The 17,120-nt window shown below is 60.2% G+C and carries 17 protein-coding genes and 3 pseudogenes; 10 read left to right on the forward strand and 10 right to left on the reverse strand.

Annotation, left to right across the window (positions count from 1 at the left end; all coding sequences use genetic code 11):
• On the forward strand, positions 1-189 hold a 189-nt coding region (locus ACPYOP_RS31425; RefSeq protein ID WP_481414135.1), incomplete at its 5' end, for an SDR family oxidoreductase.
• A gap of 41 nt (positions 190-230) precedes the next feature.
• Here the strand turns inward: ACPYOP_RS31425 and ACPYOP_RS31430 are convergent.
• A complete protein-coding gene (locus ACPYOP_RS31430; RefSeq protein ID WP_481414136.1) occupies positions 231-695 on the reverse strand; it encodes a recombinase family protein in 465 nt (154 codons plus the stop codon).
• Between the two features lie 8 nt (positions 696-703).
• Positions 704-1,369, reverse strand: coding sequence for a TetR/AcrR family transcriptional regulator (locus ACPYOP_RS31435; RefSeq protein WP_481414137.1), 666 nt, complete (start codon positions 1,367-1,369; stop codon positions 704-706).
• Positions 1,370-1,560: 191 nt separating this feature from the next.
• Between ACPYOP_RS31435 and ACPYOP_RS31440 the strand changes: the two genes are divergently transcribed.
• The 4 genes from ACPYOP_RS31440 to ACPYOP_RS31455 are packed head-to-tail and all read left to right on the forward strand — an operon-like array spanning position 1,561 to position 6,202.
• Positions 1,561-2,733: a thiolase family protein gene (locus ACPYOP_RS31440; protein WP_481414138.1), complete on the forward strand. Its 1,173-nt coding sequence runs from the start codon at positions 1,561-1,563 to the stop codon at positions 2,731-2,733.
• 13 nt (positions 2,734-2,746) lie between these two features.
• Positions 2,747-3,181 carry a Zn-ribbon domain-containing OB-fold protein gene (locus tag ACPYOP_RS31445; protein ID WP_481414139.1) on the forward strand — a complete coding sequence of 145 codons (435 nt, stop codon included), beginning with the start codon at positions 2,747-2,749 and terminating at the stop codon, positions 3,179-3,181.
• A gap of 48 nt (positions 3,182-3,229) precedes the next feature.
• The gene (locus ACPYOP_RS31450; protein ID WP_481414140.1) at positions 3,230-5,389 is read left to right on the forward strand and encodes an acetate--CoA ligase family protein; all 2,160 of its coding nucleotides are present in this window, start codon (positions 3,230-3,232) and stop codon (positions 5,387-5,389) included.
• 39 nt (positions 5,390-5,428) lie between these two features.
• Entirely contained in the window at positions 5,429-6,202 is a 774-nt protein-coding gene (locus ACPYOP_RS31455) for a crotonase/enoyl-CoA hydratase family protein (protein WP_481414141.1), read from the forward strand.
• Positions 6,203-6,293: 91 nt separating this feature from the next.
• Here the strand turns inward: ACPYOP_RS31455 and ACPYOP_RS31460 are convergent.
• The 6 genes and pseudogenes from ACPYOP_RS31460 to ACPYOP_RS31485 form a co-directional block, all read right to left on the reverse strand.
• Positions 6,294-7,284 (reverse strand): annotated as a pseudogene (locus ACPYOP_RS31460) (IS5 family transposase).
• 15 nt (positions 7,285-7,299) lie between these two features.
• The gene (locus ACPYOP_RS31465) at positions 7,300-7,635 is read right to left on the reverse strand and encodes a glutathione S-transferase N-terminal domain-containing protein (RefSeq protein ID WP_481414142.1); all 336 of its coding nucleotides are present in this window, start codon (positions 7,633-7,635) and stop codon (positions 7,300-7,302) included.
• 28 nt (positions 7,636-7,663) lie between these two features.
• Positions 7,664-8,425: an SDR family NAD(P)-dependent oxidoreductase gene (locus ACPYOP_RS31470; protein ID WP_481414143.1), complete on the reverse strand. Its 762-nt coding sequence runs from the start codon at positions 8,423-8,425 to the stop codon at positions 7,664-7,666.
• Positions 8,418-9,158 carry a 3-oxoacyl-ACP reductase family protein gene (locus ACPYOP_RS31475; RefSeq protein WP_113241471.1) on the reverse strand — a complete coding sequence of 247 codons (741 nt, stop codon included), beginning with the start codon at positions 9,156-9,158 and terminating at the stop codon, positions 8,418-8,420. The genes ACPYOP_RS31470 and ACPYOP_RS31475 overlap by 8 nt, the downstream gene beginning before the upstream one ends.
• Before the next feature lie 116 nt (positions 9,159-9,274).
• Complete coding sequence (locus ACPYOP_RS31480) at positions 9,275-10,114, reverse strand: alpha/beta fold hydrolase (protein ID WP_481414144.1); 840 nt, start codon at positions 10,112-10,114, stop codon at positions 9,275-9,277.
• Between the two features lie 59 nt (positions 10,115-10,173).
• A complete protein-coding gene (locus ACPYOP_RS31485) occupies positions 10,174-10,920 on the reverse strand; it encodes an SDR family NAD(P)-dependent oxidoreductase (protein WP_481414145.1) in 747 nt (248 codons plus the stop codon).
• Between the two features lie 178 nt (positions 10,921-11,098).
• On the opposite strand from ACPYOP_RS31485, the gene ACPYOP_RS31490 reads away from it, so the two are divergent.
• Together ACPYOP_RS31490 and ACPYOP_RS31495 are read left to right on the forward strand one after the other, a co-directional pair.
• Positions 11,099-11,992 carry a LysR family transcriptional regulator gene (locus ACPYOP_RS31490; protein WP_481414146.1) on the forward strand — a complete coding sequence of 298 codons (894 nt, stop codon included), beginning with the start codon at positions 11,099-11,101 and terminating at the stop codon, positions 11,990-11,992.
• Positions 11,993-12,149: 157 nt separating this feature from the next.
• Positions 12,150-12,539 (forward strand): SAM-dependent methyltransferase, encoded by a 390-nt coding sequence (locus ACPYOP_RS31495; protein ID WP_481414147.1) that lies wholly within the window; start codon positions 12,150-12,152, stop codon positions 12,537-12,539.
• 108 nt (positions 12,540-12,647) lie between these two features.
• Here ACPYOP_RS31495 and ACPYOP_RS31500 read toward each other — a convergent pair whose 3' ends face one another.
• Positions 12,648-13,682, reverse strand: a complete 1,035-nt coding sequence (locus tag ACPYOP_RS31500; protein WP_481414150.1) for an HlyD family type I secretion periplasmic adaptor subunit — start codon at positions 13,680-13,682, stop codon at positions 12,648-12,650.
• A gap of 2 nt (positions 13,683-13,684) precedes the next feature.
• Between ACPYOP_RS31500 and ACPYOP_RS31505 the strand changes: the two are divergent.
• From ACPYOP_RS31505 to ACPYOP_RS31515, 3 genes and pseudogenes are all read left to right on the forward strand, one after another.
• Positions 13,685-13,906 (forward strand): annotated as a pseudogene (locus ACPYOP_RS31505) (LysR family transcriptional regulator); the annotation flags it as partial.
• Between the two features lie 85 nt (positions 13,907-13,991).
• Positions 13,992-15,182, forward strand: a complete 1,191-nt coding sequence (locus ACPYOP_RS31510) for a helix-turn-helix domain-containing protein (RefSeq protein ID WP_481414148.1) — start codon at positions 13,992-13,994, stop codon at positions 15,180-15,182.
• 206 nt (positions 15,183-15,388) lie between these two features.
• Positions 15,389-16,279: a TIR domain-containing protein gene (locus ACPYOP_RS31515; RefSeq protein ID WP_481414149.1), complete on the forward strand. Its 891-nt coding sequence runs from the start codon at positions 15,389-15,391 to the stop codon at positions 16,277-16,279.
• A 9-nt stretch (positions 16,280-16,288) separates the two neighbouring features.
• Here the strand turns inward: ACPYOP_RS31515 and ACPYOP_RS31520 are convergent.
• Positions 16,289-17,073, reverse strand: a pseudogene (locus tag ACPYOP_RS31520) (pPIWI-associating nuclease domain-containing protein).
• Positions 17,074-17,120 lie beyond the last annotated feature (47 nt).

Here is a 17,120-nt window from a genome sequence, read left to right on the forward strand (position 1 = left end):
ATGGCCGAAGAGGCCCTTGATCCGTCGTTAGCTGCCAAACTCGCCGAGCATGCGCCGCTGCATCGCAACGGGACGCCGGAGGACGTGGCTGGCACGGTGGCGTGGCTGCTATCAGATGACGCGAAATTCGTCACGGGTCAGGATATTGTAATTGATGGCGGCTTTACGATCGGCGGACCACGGCTTTAAGGCGAAACTAATCGCAACAGTTCCTGTCCGGAATGTCCGTATTATTCGGCCAGTTTCGCACGTACACGTTTGGCGATCTCAGCAACAGTGTTCTTGCTGATGCCGAGATCGCGCGCAATCCAGCGGTAGCTGCGGCCTTCGGCGACTAAGTCCGCCACTTTCGGGGCAAGCCGGTCAGATTTAGGTCTCTCACCAGCCTGACGGCCGAGCTTTTTGCCCCGTGCCTTTGCGGCGGCCAGGCCGGATTTGACGCGCTCGCTTATGAGATCACGCTCAAACTCTGCAATGCCAGAGAGAAATGTCGCCAGCATTCGGCCGTGCGGTGACGACAGGTCGAATGCCATGCCGTTCATCGCGATGACGGAGACCTTCCAACCTTCCAGCTCGCGCAACGTGTTGAGAAGATCGATGGTCGAACGGCCCCAACGAGAAGTCCTCCCTGGACAATCCCTGTCATGGCCTCCACCGCCACTGATTAAGTGCGACGGCGTCGGGGATCTCGTCACGGGAGCTCCTAACTGAAGGTCAAGTCGAGGTTGGATGGCAATCGCTTCCTGGCCAGCGATTTGGCGCGTTCCTCCTGGACACCCAACGCAAGCATCACGCCCTGCGCTACACCAGATATGTAACCCTTGCCGTTGCCTTCGCGAAGGACACGCATCATGCCGGCAAGCAAAGCACCGGAGGCGAGATCGCATCCCGCACTGACCGATGCGCAGGTGTAGTCGCCTGACTCGATCCCGCGTCTCACATTCGATTCGGTCATCCGGCTGGAGACCGATCCGAGGATGGGGCCATAAAGAGAGAGATTGACCATCCCCCAGCCCCAGCGGTGATCCGCCGATGCTTTCTGCATGTAGGCCTTTGTGAAAATTGTCGCCTGTTCGGGGGGTGAGGAGATAGAGCCGATGTACTCCAGCACCTTAAGATTAAAGCCGTGCGTAATGTGCTTGGACAGGTACTTCAGAAGCTCTTCCAGGCTGCCGTAGTTGTTGTAAAACGTGCCGCGCGTTACCCCTGCCTGTACGACGATCGCATCCACATTGTCGATCCGTCCGAACTCTCTGCCCAATAGGTCGAAGGCCGCACTCATCAATGCTTGGCGGGAACGCTCCCTGCGTGCCCTCGCGACTTCGGCCCTCCGTGCCACGACGGCATCGGACTCCACTTTCTTACCCAACCGACCATCCTTCGAACTGTTTTCTTGCAACATAACGCGACTACGCCCTCGATTGAAAGGGACCGTCGTCGCCTTGGCGAGCACTCCCTTCAAACCTCTTGTATTTTACACATTGTTCGATTCAAAATATCTTGCATTAGACAATATGTTCAATTATAAAAATCTGACACCTACCAGAAAGGAGACCAGCAATGCCACTGCGCGACACTGCGATCGTCGGCTACGCAGAGACCAAGATCACGGTCAAAAGCCCGATTGATGTCCTTGGCCTAGCCGGCGAAGTCCTCGATTCGCTGCTGAACACGACCGGATTCGACAAGGATGAGATTGACGGCATGATCGTCACGCCCTCCATTTCGACGGCAAAGAACGAATTCTGGTCGCAGATGCTTGCCGACTACCTGGGGCTACAGCTGAACTTCTGCGACAAGACCGAACTGGGCGGGTGCTCGTCGGTTGCCTCAGTCACCAGGGCTGCGGCAGCGATAGAAGCCGGCCTGTGCTCTACGGTGTTGCTGCTCAACAGCGACACCCCGACACGCGAATACCAGTTCGAGACCTATGGTTTCCACGAAGAATGGATCGATCCTTACGGCGAGATGGGACCGCCGGGCGCGTTCGGTCTGATCTCCACGCGCTACGAGCACGAATACGGGCTTGACCTTGCCGCGCTGGGGAAGCTTGCGGTAGCCCAGCGAAACCACGCCCTCCTCAACGCCAACGCCTGCGAGAAGCTGCGCAAGCCGATCACGGTCGAGGACTACCTGAATTCGCGCATGATCAGCGAGCCGGTGCGCCTGTTGGATTGCGTGATGCCGGCCGATGGGGCCAATGGCCTATTGGTAACCAGCCGCAAGAATGCCAAGAACAAGCAGCTGGATCGCTTCGTCGTTCCAGTCGGTTACGGCGAACTGTCCAACCTGCACGGCGGCAGAAGCATTTCCGACGCCACCGAAACCGGCCATCGCCTCGCCGGCGAGAGGGCGTTCAAGCAGGCGGGGCTCAAGCCGAAGGACATCGGCTCGTTCCAGCCCTATGACGACTTCATCATCGCAATCCTGCTACAACTGGAAATGCTGGGTTTCTGCGGCAAGGGCCAGGGCAGCGCCTACATCCGGGAAACCAGCTTCGACTACGACGGCGACCTACCACTCAACACCGGCGGCGGCCAGATATCCGCCGGGCAGGTCGGCTTGGCCGGCGGCGGCACCAACTTGGTCGAGGCTGTGCGCCAGCTGTTCGGCGACGGCGGTCCGCGCCAGGTCAAGAATACTCGCAGCGCTTTGGTGACTGGTATTGGCTGGCTCACCTACAACCACAGCTGGTTTTCCAGCAACGCACTCATCCTCGTCCCCGACGCCTGAGAGGTAACCCCACATGACATTGCTCATCAACGACACGCTGTCCGTTGCGCGCGGTCCGATCCGCGCCCGCAGCTTCTCGCAAGCCTACTGGGATGCCACGCGGGAGAAGCGGCTGCTGATCCAGCGCTGCACGCGGACCGGACAGTACCAGTTCTTCCCACGTCCTGTGAGCATTGCCACCGGCACCAGCGACTTGCAATGGGAGGAAGTCGATGGCCGTGGTGAATTGTTCAGCCACACGCTGACCCATCGCGGCAACAACGCCTTGCGCGGCCATGAGCCGTATGTCGTGGCGCTGGTTCGCCTCGATGTGGGGGTGGACGTCGTTTCCAACCTCGTGGTGAGCGACCCGTCACAGGTTAAGGTCGGAATCCGGGTGAAACCGTACTGGCTCCCACTCGAAAACGGGACACATCTGCTGCTTTTTCAGCCGGATGAGGTGGCCTGACAACACGTCGGGCATCTCAATTGAGGAACATTAAAGGGAGGACATGAAATGAGGAACACAGGTAATCACGAGGGCCAGTCCCAAGGAATGTATAAGCCAGGTGGAGCAAGGCTTAGGCCGATCGTCAATCCAGCGTCGGTCGCCCTCATTGGGGTGTCGTCCAAGCCGGGGTCCGCCGGACAGCTTGTACTGGGAAATCTGCTTAAGAGCGGCTATCGGGGCGCAATCCATCTGGTGGGGCGCAGCGGCGGCACCCTTGATGGGCGTGCAGTACTCACCGACATCACACAATTGCCTGCCGGTGTAGATCTGGCAATCTTGATGGTCCCCGCCGCTGCGGTGCTGGGCACTTTGAAATCGTGCATCGACTTGGGCATCCCCGCAGCGGTCTGCTTCGCTTCCGGCTTTGCCGAGATGGGGGAGGAAGGTCGCAGGCAGCAAATCGAGATTGGCGAAGTGGCTCGCGCCGGTGGCCTGGCGCTGCTGGGCCCGAATACCGTCGGCTACTACAACTATGTCGATGGCTTCCACTTGATGATGGTTCCCATCGACCTGCCTTCGCAGTTGCAGGACGACGCCGGCCCAGCCATCGCGATCGCCGCACAGAGCGGCGGCATTGGCGTGCATCTTGCCAGCTCGCTCGAAGTACGAGGGATGCCGATCTCGTACATGCTGACCACGGGCAACGAGGCCGACATCGGCCTAGCCGAGGTGTTGGATCATTATGCCGACGACCCGGCCACCGGCGCGGTCATCATCTATGCGGAACAGATCCGTTCGCCCAGCGCCTTCGTTGCCGCAGCCAAGCGCGCGCGGGCGGCGGGCAAAGGCGTCGTCCTGCTGCATCCGGGCAAGAGCGAGAAGGCGCAAGTGGCGGCGCAGTCCCACACCGGCGCGCTGGCCGGCAACCATGCGGTCATACGCCTGATGGCCGAGCGTGCCGGCGTGGTGGTGGTGGACAGCCTGGAAGAAGCCATCGATATCGGCCAGCTGCTGTTGCGTTTCCCACAGCCACCCGTTGGCGGATTGGCACTGGTGACGGGCTCCGGCGCCGTCTGCGGCATCGCCCAGGATTATGCGGAGCCGCTCGGCCTGGACATGCCGCCGATTTCCGATGAGCAGGCGACCGTGCTTGGGGAGCATCTGCCGGAATTCCTGTCGCCGCGCAATCCGCTCGACCTCGGAACTGCGGTTGCCTTCCAACCGCAATTGCTGGAACAGGGCATCAAGGCACTGTTGCACGATGCCAGCATCGGCAGCCTATTGGTTTGTTTTCCCCATGCCTCGCCCTCGCTACTGGATCCTTGGTTGACCCACTTCCTCAATGCGATCGAGCGCAGCACCAAGCCAGTTATTCTAACGCTTTTGAACGAAGACGTGCCGCTGCCAGATGCCATCGTGGCACGCGCCAAGACGCACGGCGTCGTGCTGATGCGCTCGCCGGAGCGGGCGATCCGCGCGCTGGCCGCGCTGGCACGCACGCTGCGTCAGCGGGCGGCGCTGGGGTCCGAAGTTCCGGTCACCCTCTTGTCCGAACTGCCATCATTGGGAAAAGGCCCCACGGCGGAATGGCGCGGCAAGGAGATCCTGCGTTCGCTCGGCATCAAGACGCCCGAAGGTGGCTTGGTGCGGAATGTGGACGAAGCGGTGGCCATCGCAGCGCGCATCGGCTACCCGGTGGTGATCAAGGCGCAAGCAGCCTCACTGATGCACAAAAGCGAAGTTGGCGGGGTGCTGGTCGGCATCCGCGACGAAACCGGCCTGCGCGAAGCGTGGCAGCGCTTGCACGCCAACGTGGTGACAGCCAAACCCGATCTGGTACTCGACGGCGTGCTCATCGAAGCGATGGGCGAGCGCGGCGTGGAGCTAATCGTCGGCGGCAGCCGCGACGCGCAATGGGGACCGACGGTGATGGTCGGCCTGGGCGGTATCTGGACGGAAGTATTGGCCGACGTCAAGTTGCTGCCTGCCGATTTGCAACACGACCGCATCGTCGCGCAATTGCGCAGCCTGCGGGCCTCCAAGCTGTTGACCGGCTACCGCGGTGCTGAGCCAGTCGATCTGGATGCCGTGGCCGATGCGGTGGCCGCCGTGGGTCGACTGATGCTGTCCGCACCACAGATCGCCGAGATCGACATCAATCCGCTCGTAGCCTATGGCCACGGCAAAGGCGCGGTCGCCCTGGACGCTCTTATCGTGACCACGTGAAGTGACCCCAATGAAATCCATAAAGCTGGAGAATACCCAATGAGTGCACCCTCCAATGATGTCGTGACCTACGAGGTTCAGGGCAGGACAGCGATCATCACCTTGAACCGCGAGGAGAAGCGGAATTCCTTCTCGCAGCGCATCTTCGATGGCCTGCGCAAAGCCGTTGACCGCCTCACCGACGACGTGCGCGCGGTGGTGATAGCTGGCAACGGCAATCACTTCTGCGCCGGACTGGATCTTTCCGAACACCAGCATGTGCCGCCGTTCGAGAGCGTGCTGCGTTCGCGCGCGGCCCATCGCCTGTTCGATGACATTCAGAACTGCGGCCGCCCGGTCATCAGCGCCCTGCACGGCGCGGTGATCGGCGGCGGGCTGGAACTGGCCTGCTCCACCCACATCCGCGTCGCAGACAAGACTGCGTTCTACCAGTTGCCGGAAGGGCGGCGCGGCATCTTTGTCGGCGGTGGCGGCAGCGTGCGCATCGCCAAGATCATCGGCGTGTCGCGGCTGACTGAACTGATGCTCACCGGGCGCAAGCTGGACGCCGAGACGGGCGAGCGGCTCGGCCTGTCGCATTACCTCGTCGAGCCAGGCGAGGCGCTGAAAACGGCCTTGGAAATTGCCGAGAATGTGGCGGGAAATGCCCAGATCTCCAACTATCTCATGCTCAACGCGCTGGCTCAGATCGACGAGATGCCTGACGGACCGGGTCTGTTCACCGAGGCCCTCGCCCAAGCCCTTACATTGACCACTGACGATGCGAAGGCAGGTATAGAAGCCTTCCTGCAAAAGCGCGACATCCGGTTCTGAGTCAACTAGGAAGCCAATCGAACACCTTACCATCACGCGGCGTTGGTGCAGCGATCGCCGTGTAAGCGGACGTCTGTCTTTGATGCCTTTGCTACTCGGTAGCTTGTCTGTACCGGACAGAATTCGGGCGTGCACATTCCAGCATTCGATTGAGGACGGCGCAGCCGATGGCAGACCTCCGTCTGCTGGGCGCCGAATGAGCGTGCCCGTAGCCGGCGGCCGATGATCGATTTGTATCGACCGATCGCGGTCTCGACCAGCGATCGCTTGCCATATCCGGTAGCGACTTGCCACTTCAACCGGCCATCGGCGTTGATCGCCGCAATGTGGCGGTCTCTTTGACGGGAGGGACCGGCGTCCGGCCGTTCTATCGCATTGGCGCGTGGCGGAATGATGACCGCCGCGTCAGGACTGTGTCCGGCGACGGCCTCATAGGTCGGGTTTCCGTCATAGGCGCCATCGGCCGTGAACTGATCGATCGGCATGTCGATCTGGTCGAGCAGCGGCTCCACCTGCGAGGCGTCGCCGGCATCCTGGTCCGTCATGGCGTGTGCGATGATGTCGCCGCTGTCGGCATCCAGCGCCAAGTGCAGCTTGCGCCATCCCCGACGGGATTTGGTTGCTTGCTTTTCTTCCAGCCATTGGCCTGCACCATAGATCTGCAAGCCTGTACTGTCGATGAGGACGTGGAGGGGTCGCTTGTCCGGGAGACGAAACTCCTGCCGTTTCTTTGGCGCTCTCGGTTTGCTTGCCCTCCGGCTCAGCGTCGTGTGATCGGGAACAGCGAGATCCAGGCCGATCAGCTTCAGCACCGACGAAACAAAGCCCTCCGTCTGTCGCAGACGCAGGCCGAAAACCAATCCCAGCGTCAAAGCAGTCTCGATCGCCAGATCCGAATAGCGTGGCTGGCCACCGCGTGTCGTCCGCTTCGGCGCCCACCAGGACGACAATGCCTCCGGCGTCATCCAAAGCGTCAGGCTTCCGCGCCGACGAAGGCCTGCCTCGTATTCCGCCCAGTTCGTCAGCTCAAACTTCATCTTGCCAATGCGATGGCGGCGGGAGGCGTTGTGTTTGAAAGGCATCGTGACGAAGACCGATTATTGCGATTGCCGACCACGTACGCCAATGCAATTAACGATCCGCGCACCAACGCCGATGATTGCCTTTTCCGTCGGCGTTACCCCAAGCAGGGGCACCGTCGGATAGGTTTCATCCAGGTGACGCTGGATCACCGGCACCTCGCCGATTGCCGTCCCGTCTTCGAGCACGAGCGTCGGAACCACGACGCGTGGGTTAATCGCCCGGTAGGCATCGGAGAACTGCTCCTTGGCGCCGAGGTCTACCGACACGAGTTCGACGTCGAGGCCCTTTTCCGCGATCAGAATGCGGATGCGGCGAGAGTTGGGAGAACCGTTGGATTGATAGAGTTTCATTTGCCGTTCCTTTGACTCGGCTTGACGGTCAGAGCTTTGAGCCACCATCGACATGGACGATATCGCCAGTGACCCAGCGGGCCTGATCGGAGGCGAGAAAGGCGATGACGTCGCCGATATCGTCCGGCTCGGCGAGGCGTTTCAGAGACTGGATGCCGAGGGTGAAGTCACGCCCGGCGTCGGTCTTGGTAAAGTTCGACATATCCGTCTGGACGACACCCGGAGCGACGGCATTCACGCGGACGCCACGCGGCCCAAGTGCTGCCGCGAAATGCTTGACGAGCGTGTCGATGGAGCCCTTCGTCGCCGCGTAGGCGGACAAGCTGCCGACGGAGACGCGCGCCGCCAGTGAGGAGACCAGCACGATATTGCTGCCGTCCCGCAGGATCGGCAGAAGCTGCTGAACAAGGAAGAAGGGCGCCCGGACGTTGACGGCGAACAACCGGTCGAAATCCTCGGCGGTCGTTTCCTCGATCGTCGCCGCATTGGCGATACCGGCGTTGGCAACGAGGATGTCCAGCCGGTCGCCGACGATCTCGCGCACCCGGGCTGCGAGCTCGTGCGGTCCCTCCCTTGTGGAGAGATCGGCGCCGATCGTCTCGGCGCGGCCGCCAGCAAGGCGGATCTCCTCAGCAACGATTTCGGCTTCCTGTCGGCCCTGGCCGTAGTGAACCAGGACCTGGGCTCCAGCCTTGGCAAGAGCGAGGGCAGTCGCGCGGCCAATGCCGCGCGATGCACCCGTCACCAGGGCAGTTTTTCCTCTGCAGACCATGGCACCGTTCTCAGGCATTGGTGCCTCCATCGACGGTCAGGCTGGTGCCCGTGATGTAACTTGCTTCCGGACCGGCAACGAATGCCACCATGGCGGCGATATCATCGACATGGCCGTAACGCTTCAGCGCCGTATTGGCGAGTTGCGGTTCCGCCCAGTCGCCGGCAGCAGGGTTGAGATCGGTATCGATCGGGCCCGGCTGGATATTGTTGACGGTGATGCCACGCGTGCCGACCTCACGGGCGAGGCCCTGGGTAAACATCTTCACGGCACCCTTGGTCGCGGCATAGGCCACAAGACCCGGCGTTCCCATACGCTCACCGACGCAGGAGCCGATCGAGATGATGCGGCCGCCATCACGCAGGTGCTTGAGCGCGGCCTGTGTGGCGATGAAGACGCCGCGAAGGTTGATGTCGATCACGCGATCCATCTCCTCCAGCGTGGCTTCCTCAAACGGCTTGGGAATGGCCGTGCCGGCATTGTTCACCAGGATGTCGAGGTTGCCGAACGTCGAGACAGTCTGCTCGACGGCGGCTGAAACAGCCTTGGCGTCTGCGGCGTCCGCCTGGATGGCGATCGCTTTACCGCCGGCGGTTTCAATCTCCTTGACCACCTGGGCGGCTGCGTCGGCGCCCTTCGTGTAGGTGATGGCGACGGTCGCGCCATCGGCCGCCAGCCGCTTGGCGATTGCCGCGCCGATGCCGCGCGATGCGCCGGTGACGAGAGCGGTCTTTCCTGAGAGTTTGGTCATTGTCTTGTTTCCTTATGCTGGGTTGAATTTCGGGCGCAGCCGAGGGGTCTCGGAAGCGATCCGCGGTGCGTCGGGTTTTGGGATGTCGGTCGAAGTTGTTGTGTGCCGTGCGCCGCTCAGCGGTCGAGGAACAGGCTGGCCTCGGCGACGAACAGGTCTGGATACTGGTAGAAGGAGCCGTGATTGGCGTCCGGATAGAGGATCAGCTGCGCGTTCGGCAGCGTCTGCTGCAGCACGTAGGAGTTCTCCGTCGGAATGATCACGTCATTGCTGCCCTGCACGACGAGGGTCGGCTGGCGGATGTCCTTGAGGTAGTCGAGATATCCCTCGACGTCCCGATAGGCCATGTACTTGCCGATCGCGGCGATTTGCGCCGTGACCGTCTGCGTGCCGACCAGCGGATCGCGATCCTGACGGCGCAGCTTGCGCTCGATGAAAGCGAGGCCGGCGGCCTGGCTTGCTGCCGAAGGCGAGAAATGCACCTTCAGCCAAAGATGCTCGGCCGGATCATAGGCGCCGGCGAAGATCGCGGAGGACTGGCTTTTGGACATGTCCGCACCGCGCGGGCCGGTGCCGACCAGGATCAGCTTGCGCACCAGAGCCGGGGCCTGCAGCGCGATTTCCTGTGCGACCATGCCGCCGATCGAAAATCCGAGCACGTCGACCTTGTCGAGGCCGAGCGCCGTGATGAAGGCGACGGCGTTCGCCCCCATCTCCTGGAAGCTCTCCGGAGTTTCGCCCGAGCTGGAGGAGACGCCGGCGTTATCGAAAAGGATCACCTCGCGCGTTGCGGCAAGGCCGTCGGTGACGGCCGGATCCCAGTGATCCAGTGTGCCCTGGAAATGCTGATTGAAGACGATGGGCACACCACCGACCTTGCCGAAGCGGCGATAGGCGAAACGGATGCCGTTGGCCGCGACGAACTCCGTCGGGGCGGTTTCGTGTGTATATGTCATGATCGTAACCTCGAATGTCCTGATTGCGGGAGCCTGACCTTCAGGCCCGCGGAGGATGTTCAGCCCGCCGTCTTGCCGCCATCGGCGGTGACGATCTGGCCGGTGATGAATGAGGCCTTACCGGAGGCGAGGAAGGCGATCGCCTCGGCGATCTCGCTCGGCTGGCCGACGCGGCCAAGCGGCACCTTGGCGGCCAGCGCCGCCTTGACCTCGGTGCTGCCGGTGAAGCGGTCGAGCATGCCCGTATCGGTCGGGCCGGGAGCGACGGCGTTGACGCGCACGCCGGAACCGGCGGCTTCGAGCGCTGCGGACTTCGTCAGGCCCTCCACCGCATGCTTGCTGGTGGCGTAGACGGAAGCGCCGGCAGCACCCTCATGACCGTAGGTCGAGGAGATGTTGACGATGCTGCCCGCGCCCTGCGCCAGCATGACGCGCAGTTCGTGCTTCATGCTGAGCAGCGTGCCGAGCACGTTGGTATCGAAGGTGGCAGCGTAGGTCTCGGCGCTCTGTTCGGTCACCGGGCCGGGCTGGCTCTCGGTGCCGGCATTGTTGACGGCGGCATCGAGACGGCCGAAGCGGGCGACGACACCGTCGACCAGCGCACGGACCTCGTCCTCGCTGCGGATGTCGGCCTTGATGAACTCGGCCTCGGCACCAAGCGCACGAAGCTCTTCCGCCAGGGCATGGCCCTTCTCTAAGCTGCGGCCGGAAATGACGACGCGGCTGCCGCCATTGGCAATCGAGAATGCGGCGGCGCGGCCGATGCCGGCAAGCGCGCCGGTGATGACAACGACAGGTATAGACATGATCCTAATCCCCTGACAAGGTTTGTATTATCTGGAAATTTCCGGGCGCCTGCTTCGTTCTTCGGTTTCGCTTTCCGAACCAGATGTCCGCTTCCGTTGACCATTGATTTAGTCTTCCCTTGCACCTTCGAAAAAGACTTTGTAGGCTCACCTCCATGCCTCAAAGGTATGGCCGCCCATGGAACTAAGACATCTGCGCTATTTCATCGCCGTCGCCGAGGAAGGTAGCTTGACGGTTGCCGCCGAACGCCGGCTGCATACCGCGCAGCCGTCGCTCAGCCGGCAGATCCGCGACCTGGAGCACGAAATCGGCGTCCCCCTTTTGGTGCGTAGCGCGCGCGGCGTGGAGCTGACGGAGGCCGGCAAGGTCTTTCTAGACCATGCGCGTCTCGCGCTGGCGCAGGTGGACGCGGGCCGCGAGGCGGCCCGGCGCGCGGCGCGGCCGCTGAAGCCGGTCTTCGCCGTTGGCTTCCTGAGCGGCCAGGAGGTCAACTGGCTGGCCGAGACCACCCGCCTTCTCGGGACCGAACTTCGCAACATCGAGATGACGGTATCGAGCGAGAATTCGCCGGAGCTTGCAGAAGGGTTGTCGGCCGGCCGGCTTGACATAGCCTTCATGCGGCACGAACCCAATCATCCGGAACTGGACTATATCACCGTCGGAACGGAGCATTTCGTCGTGCTGATGCCGAGCGACCACCGGCTTGCCCGCCAGAAAGAGGTGGGCGTGCGCGAGTTGGCCAAGGAGACTTTCATCGGCGGCTCAAACATCGCCGGACCGATGCGCCAGGCCATCGAGAATTATCTGGCAGCCAGCGGCCTCGATATCGAGCCCGCGCACCGCGTCCACAATCTCACCATGGCCATGTCCCTGATCGCCTCGACGCGCGGCGTGGCGCTGCTGCCGGCTTATGCCGAGAACTTTCTGCCCTGGTCTGTTACCAGTCGCCCGCTCAAGGGCGAGCCGCCAACGATCGATTTAGCTGTCGGCTATAAACGATCGAATGGCTCACCAATTCTGGCACTGTTCTTGTCTCGGCTCAGGAAGAATGGAAAGGCGCCTGCCAGCTGAGGCAGCAACCGTCTACCAGCGGCCCCAAGTGGTCCTTGAGGTTGTCACGCGTTCGATCTCAGGTTTCGCTGCCACATCCTGAAGCGGACGACCGCCTTGACTCTCCAAGACATTATGCCAGCCTGCGATAACGCCAATCTGACGCGGGGGACCGTCAATGTCTGGGTCGCATTACACGCATGGCGCAAGCGAAGCAGAGCAACAGCGTCTGACGGCGCTGAACACCCGCCTCAACAATCGCTGCATCGAGGTCGGCCGGTTTGAGATCGGCGAGCGAATAATCGATTTCGGCGCAGGATTGGGGCAGTTCTCGCGAGCGATGGCACGCATCACCGGAGTGCCTGTGGTCGGTCTCGAACGCAGTCAGGAACAGATCGCGGAAGCTCTACGTCAAGCCGAAGCCGATGGCGAGACTTCTCTCCTCCAGATGAGGCAGGGCGACATCGTCTCTCCCCCACTGTCGGAAAACGAGTCCGGGCAGTTTGACGTCGCGAGCGCCGCCCAAATCATATGCTTCTTCATTGTGCCTGTTTTTCCCTTTGATTGACCTACCGCTCCTGCATGGCCTCGGAGGCGACTTTTTCACAGCTGAGCGGCCTATGCTCATAGAGCGTTCGGTCCAACCGTGGACGCTTCAGCCGGTCGATAGAGATCTTTAGTCCTCGACGAATGCATGCCGCATCGAATCCAAGAGTGGTCGCATTAGATAGCTGAAAAACGTCCTATCCTCTGTGCTGATGAACGTCTCTACGGGCATGCCCGGATGCAATTGCGCTTCGGGAACGGAGACCGGAAGGTCATCTGTAATAGCCAGGAGCGCACGATAATAAGGCTGTTGCGTCGCCTGGTCGACAAGGCGATCGGCAGAGACCTGCTGCACGACGGCTTCGATCTCCGGCGTATAGCGGGCATTGAGAGCGGAGAAACGGAGGCGGGCGGCCTGGCCGACATGCACGACATCGATATCGGTTGGCTTCAGGCGTGCCTCGACGAGGGGGCGCCGCGTGGTGGGCAGGATCTCCATCACTTTTTCGCCCGGCGCAATGACGTTGCCGATGGTATTGTAGAGTGAAGTAACGACAATGCCATCTGTCGGCGCATGCACGGTGGTGCGATCCAGCACCCCGATCGCGGCCGCGATCTGTTCTTCGACATCGCGCAACGAATTGCGCACCTCGTTCAGCTTGGTCACCGCATCCTCGACGCGCTGGGAGCGCAACCGCTCGATCTGCTCATTGGCTTCCGCGATTTGGGAACCGGTCGCCGCCTGCTGCGAGGCGATTGCGGCCCCCTGCCCCAAAAGGTCGGCATCGATGCGTAGAAGTTCGGTGTAGTCGGATCGGTTGATCAGCCCCCGCTCGAGCAGCCCTTGCTTGCGCGCCAGTTCGTCTTTGATCACCTGCGATTGCTTGTCGATCGCGGCCTTCTGGTCCTTCAGACCGACTTTGGTTTCTCCGAGCTGGATCAATCTCTGTTCGAGGATCAATTGCTCGGAACGGAAGCGCGCGAGGCGTGCGCTGAACACCTTCTTCTCTTCCTTGACGATCTCAGCCGCATCGAAGCTCACTAAACCAGGACGCGTAGGAACGGCCGCAATAAAGGTGGCTTTGCCGTCGCGCTCGGTCTCCAGCCGGAGTGCCTGCATCGTCAAGGTAAGCCAGCGGGCGCGCCTTTGTTCGAACTGGAAGATGTCTTGGCGTCACCATGATCGCCAAGCCGGATGCCCTGCCCTATCTGGAGCGAGGAGAACTCCTCCGGCTCCTGCCCGGCTGATGGGTCGATGCAGGCCCCATCTCGATCTATTATGCCAACCGCACCCTGCTCCCCTCGAAGACACGCGTCTTCGTCGACTTTGTCGCCGAGGTGTTTCAGCGGGAGAGATATCCTGAACGGTTTGCTGGCAGTCTCGGATAAATGGCGCTTTGCCCGACCCGAGAGATAGGTGACGTTTCGTACCGGAGACATGGGTAACACTTTTCGCTTTTTGCGGGAGGTGTTGATGCCGTGGAGAGAGACTTCGGTGATGGAGGAACGTCTTCGATTTGTCGCCCGGCTGCTTGAGGGCGAAGGCATGAGCGATGTGTGCCGGGAGTTCGGCATCTCGCGCAAGACCGGCTACAAGATCTTCAACCGCTACAAGGACGACGGCCTGGAGGCGCTGACGGATCGATCCCGACGGCCGGTGCGTTACGCCAACCAGTTGCCCGATCCGGTGGAGGCAATGATTGTTCACCTCAAAAAGGAGAAGCCTCACTGGGGTGCCAGAAAGATCAGGGAGTTGCTCGTTAAACGGCTCGCTGGCGATGTGCGCATTCCAGCAAAGAGCACGGTGCACGCTGTGCTTGATCGACACGGCCTTGTGAGCCAGGCCCGCAAGAGGAACCGGGCTAACAAGGCCGTTGGCACGCAGCTTTCGGAAGCCCTCGAGCCCAATGATCTGTGGTGCGCCGACTTCAAAGGCGAATTCAAGCTTGGTAACGGCCGCTACTGTTACCCCTTGACGATCACAGACCAGGCCTCACGCTATCTTCTTTGCTGCGAAGCCTTCGAATCGACGCGCGAACAGGGCGTCTTTGAAGCGTTCCGCAGGATCTTTACCGAACACGGCCTGCCTGCAGCCATTCGTTCCGACAATGGCCTTCCTTTCGCAAGCCCGAATGGCCTCTATAATCTATCGAAGCTGTCCGTTTGGTGGCTGCGATTGGGGATCGGCCTCGAACGCATTAGGCCTGACCATCCGCAACAGAACGGACGCCATGAGGGCATGCATCTGACGCTGAAGAAGGAGGCGACGAGGCCACCTGGCAGGAACACTCTGCAGCAGCAGGCCCGCTTTGATGCATTCGTCAGCGAATTCAATGAGGAGCGGCCGCACGAGGCGTTGGACATGAAGGTGCCGGCAGATCTCTTTGTCGCATCGTCACGCCCCTATCGGGGCCTGCCGGAGATCGACTATCCCTTCCACGACAGGGAGGCGCTCGTCACCAATTGCGGCCGCCTCTGCATCTATCGCAAGAAGATCAACATCTCCACCGTACTGGCCGGACAGAAGCTTGGAATCAAGGAAGTTGATGACGGCATTTGGCTCGTCAGCTTCATGCACTATGATCTGGGATATATCGACCTGGAACAGAGGACTTTGCAAACCATCGACAACCCGTTCGGCACGAGGTTGTCACCCATGTGTTAGGTACGTTCTGTTACCTATGTCTTCGGTATGGACACTTTGCGTGCCTTCGCCTTGAAAAGAGTCGAACCGCCGACCCCGTGATTGACCAGCTTTTATTGGCGCTAAATTTTTCAATTCAGGCAACTACTTGCTCTCCAGAATGACGCCATTGACACCAATAGATGACTCGGTGTGGTAATGTCCGTCATCAAGGTTGGAGAAGCTGAATGAACGACGTCACTCAGATCCGTAAGATGCCGCCCTTTCCATCGAGAGGTTTACTTATCGCATCCGCGAATATGTTGAAGTTCGTTGGACACTCCGGCTTCGATGCGCTCCGATTGGAATGGGATTTGCAAGATACCGACGCTGGGACGGGAAATGGGTTGATGGCTCGGGCGACATCGCTTGCGACTTATGCTCTCAAAAATCCAGAGCTGCGAACTCCGGATGGCAATTATCTCCAGTCTGAGATTGTGGCCAAAGCCGGTGAGATCTACCGCAATGGTTGGATGACCAACATCACTGAGAAGGAAAGGTCTGCTTTTAAAAATGCGTCTGCGAATGCTGGCTCGATGAATGACGTATCAGAGTCCGGGGTTGCGGCGGTATCGACAACCGATTCGCATTCTTCCACCGAGATCGCCGTCCCAACAATATCTCCAAGAAGCAGCCCCTTGAAACGTAAGATATTCGTTGTTCATGGGCATGACGAAGGGGTGCGGGAGACCGTAGCTCGATTTCTAGAAAAATTGGAATTCGAAGTCATCATCCTTCACGAGCAGGTCAATCGCGGGCGCACAGTCATGGAAAAAATAGAGGCTCATGGTGATGTGGGCTTCGCTGTCGTACTGCTAACACCTGATGACGAAGGTCGAAAGGTGAACGGAACGTTCAAATTCCGGGTTCGCCAAAATGTCATGCTCGAATTGGGCTATTTCATCGGCCGTCTCGGGCGATCAAACGTCTGCGCCCTAACACGCGGTGACCTTGAGCTACCATCAGATTTCGCTGGTATCGTTTATCAACCTATGGAAGACGGTTGGCGGGCGGCGGTAGCACGGGAGTTAGCCGATGCAGGCTTCGAAATTAACTGGGAGAAAGTTTCCAGATCGTAAGCCGGGATATCATTCGTAGAAAGCGCTGTTGTTGACAGAGACGACGACGCTGTCTTGCAAAATACGCTGTGGCTCGATTACTCGCGCTCTCATGCTTGCGGTATACGGATAGGAATCAGACAGAACGGCTCCCATGTCATTTCGGATATCCGATCTGGAGCCATATTGAAGCTCGACATAAACGGTGCCTGCGACAGCCAGTTCATAAACTCGTCATTGACGAACGAAATTGTGTAGTCATCGATCTCATGTCCCTCCACCGACGTATGCGTGGATAGCTCATCAAGCTCCTGCAAGGTCTCCGATAGAAGTGTATCTAGAACCGTGTCGAAAACTTCTGTCCTCAACGAGCGATGCACTTCCTCTCGGCAAGTCCGAGCGGCGTCGTAGATATCCAACAGACCATCAAGCGAGTCGTCCACCAACACGCGAGTCTCCTCGTCGTCTTCGAGGATGGTTTCTTCCCGCACATGCGTTGAACGATTGAGCCTTTCGATTGTCTTCAGCAGCGGACGCGCGATCTTACTAAGATCAAGTTTCAGAACGTTTTCCACGAAGTCTGTCGGCAGAGCGCCTTGCACTATGTAGGTTACCCGCTGCAACCGGGTCGGACCTTTGGTATCTTTGACAAGCTCGTACCAGCTACACGCTGTCACTCGTTCGTCGGGAGCCATTGAATGCAGTACGTGACCCGTGAGTTCACGCATGGCTGCAGCACATAGGTTGCCCCGAATTGGATTTTCACTCTCACCGACAAGAAAGGTAGGATGACGTCCCAGGGAGTGGTGTAGCATTCGGCTGGGGCCGCGCTTCCCGGCGAGAGCCGGAGGGGATATCAGCG

The sequence above is a fragment of the Rhizobium sp. KNZ2-6A genome, assembly GCF_056755475.1.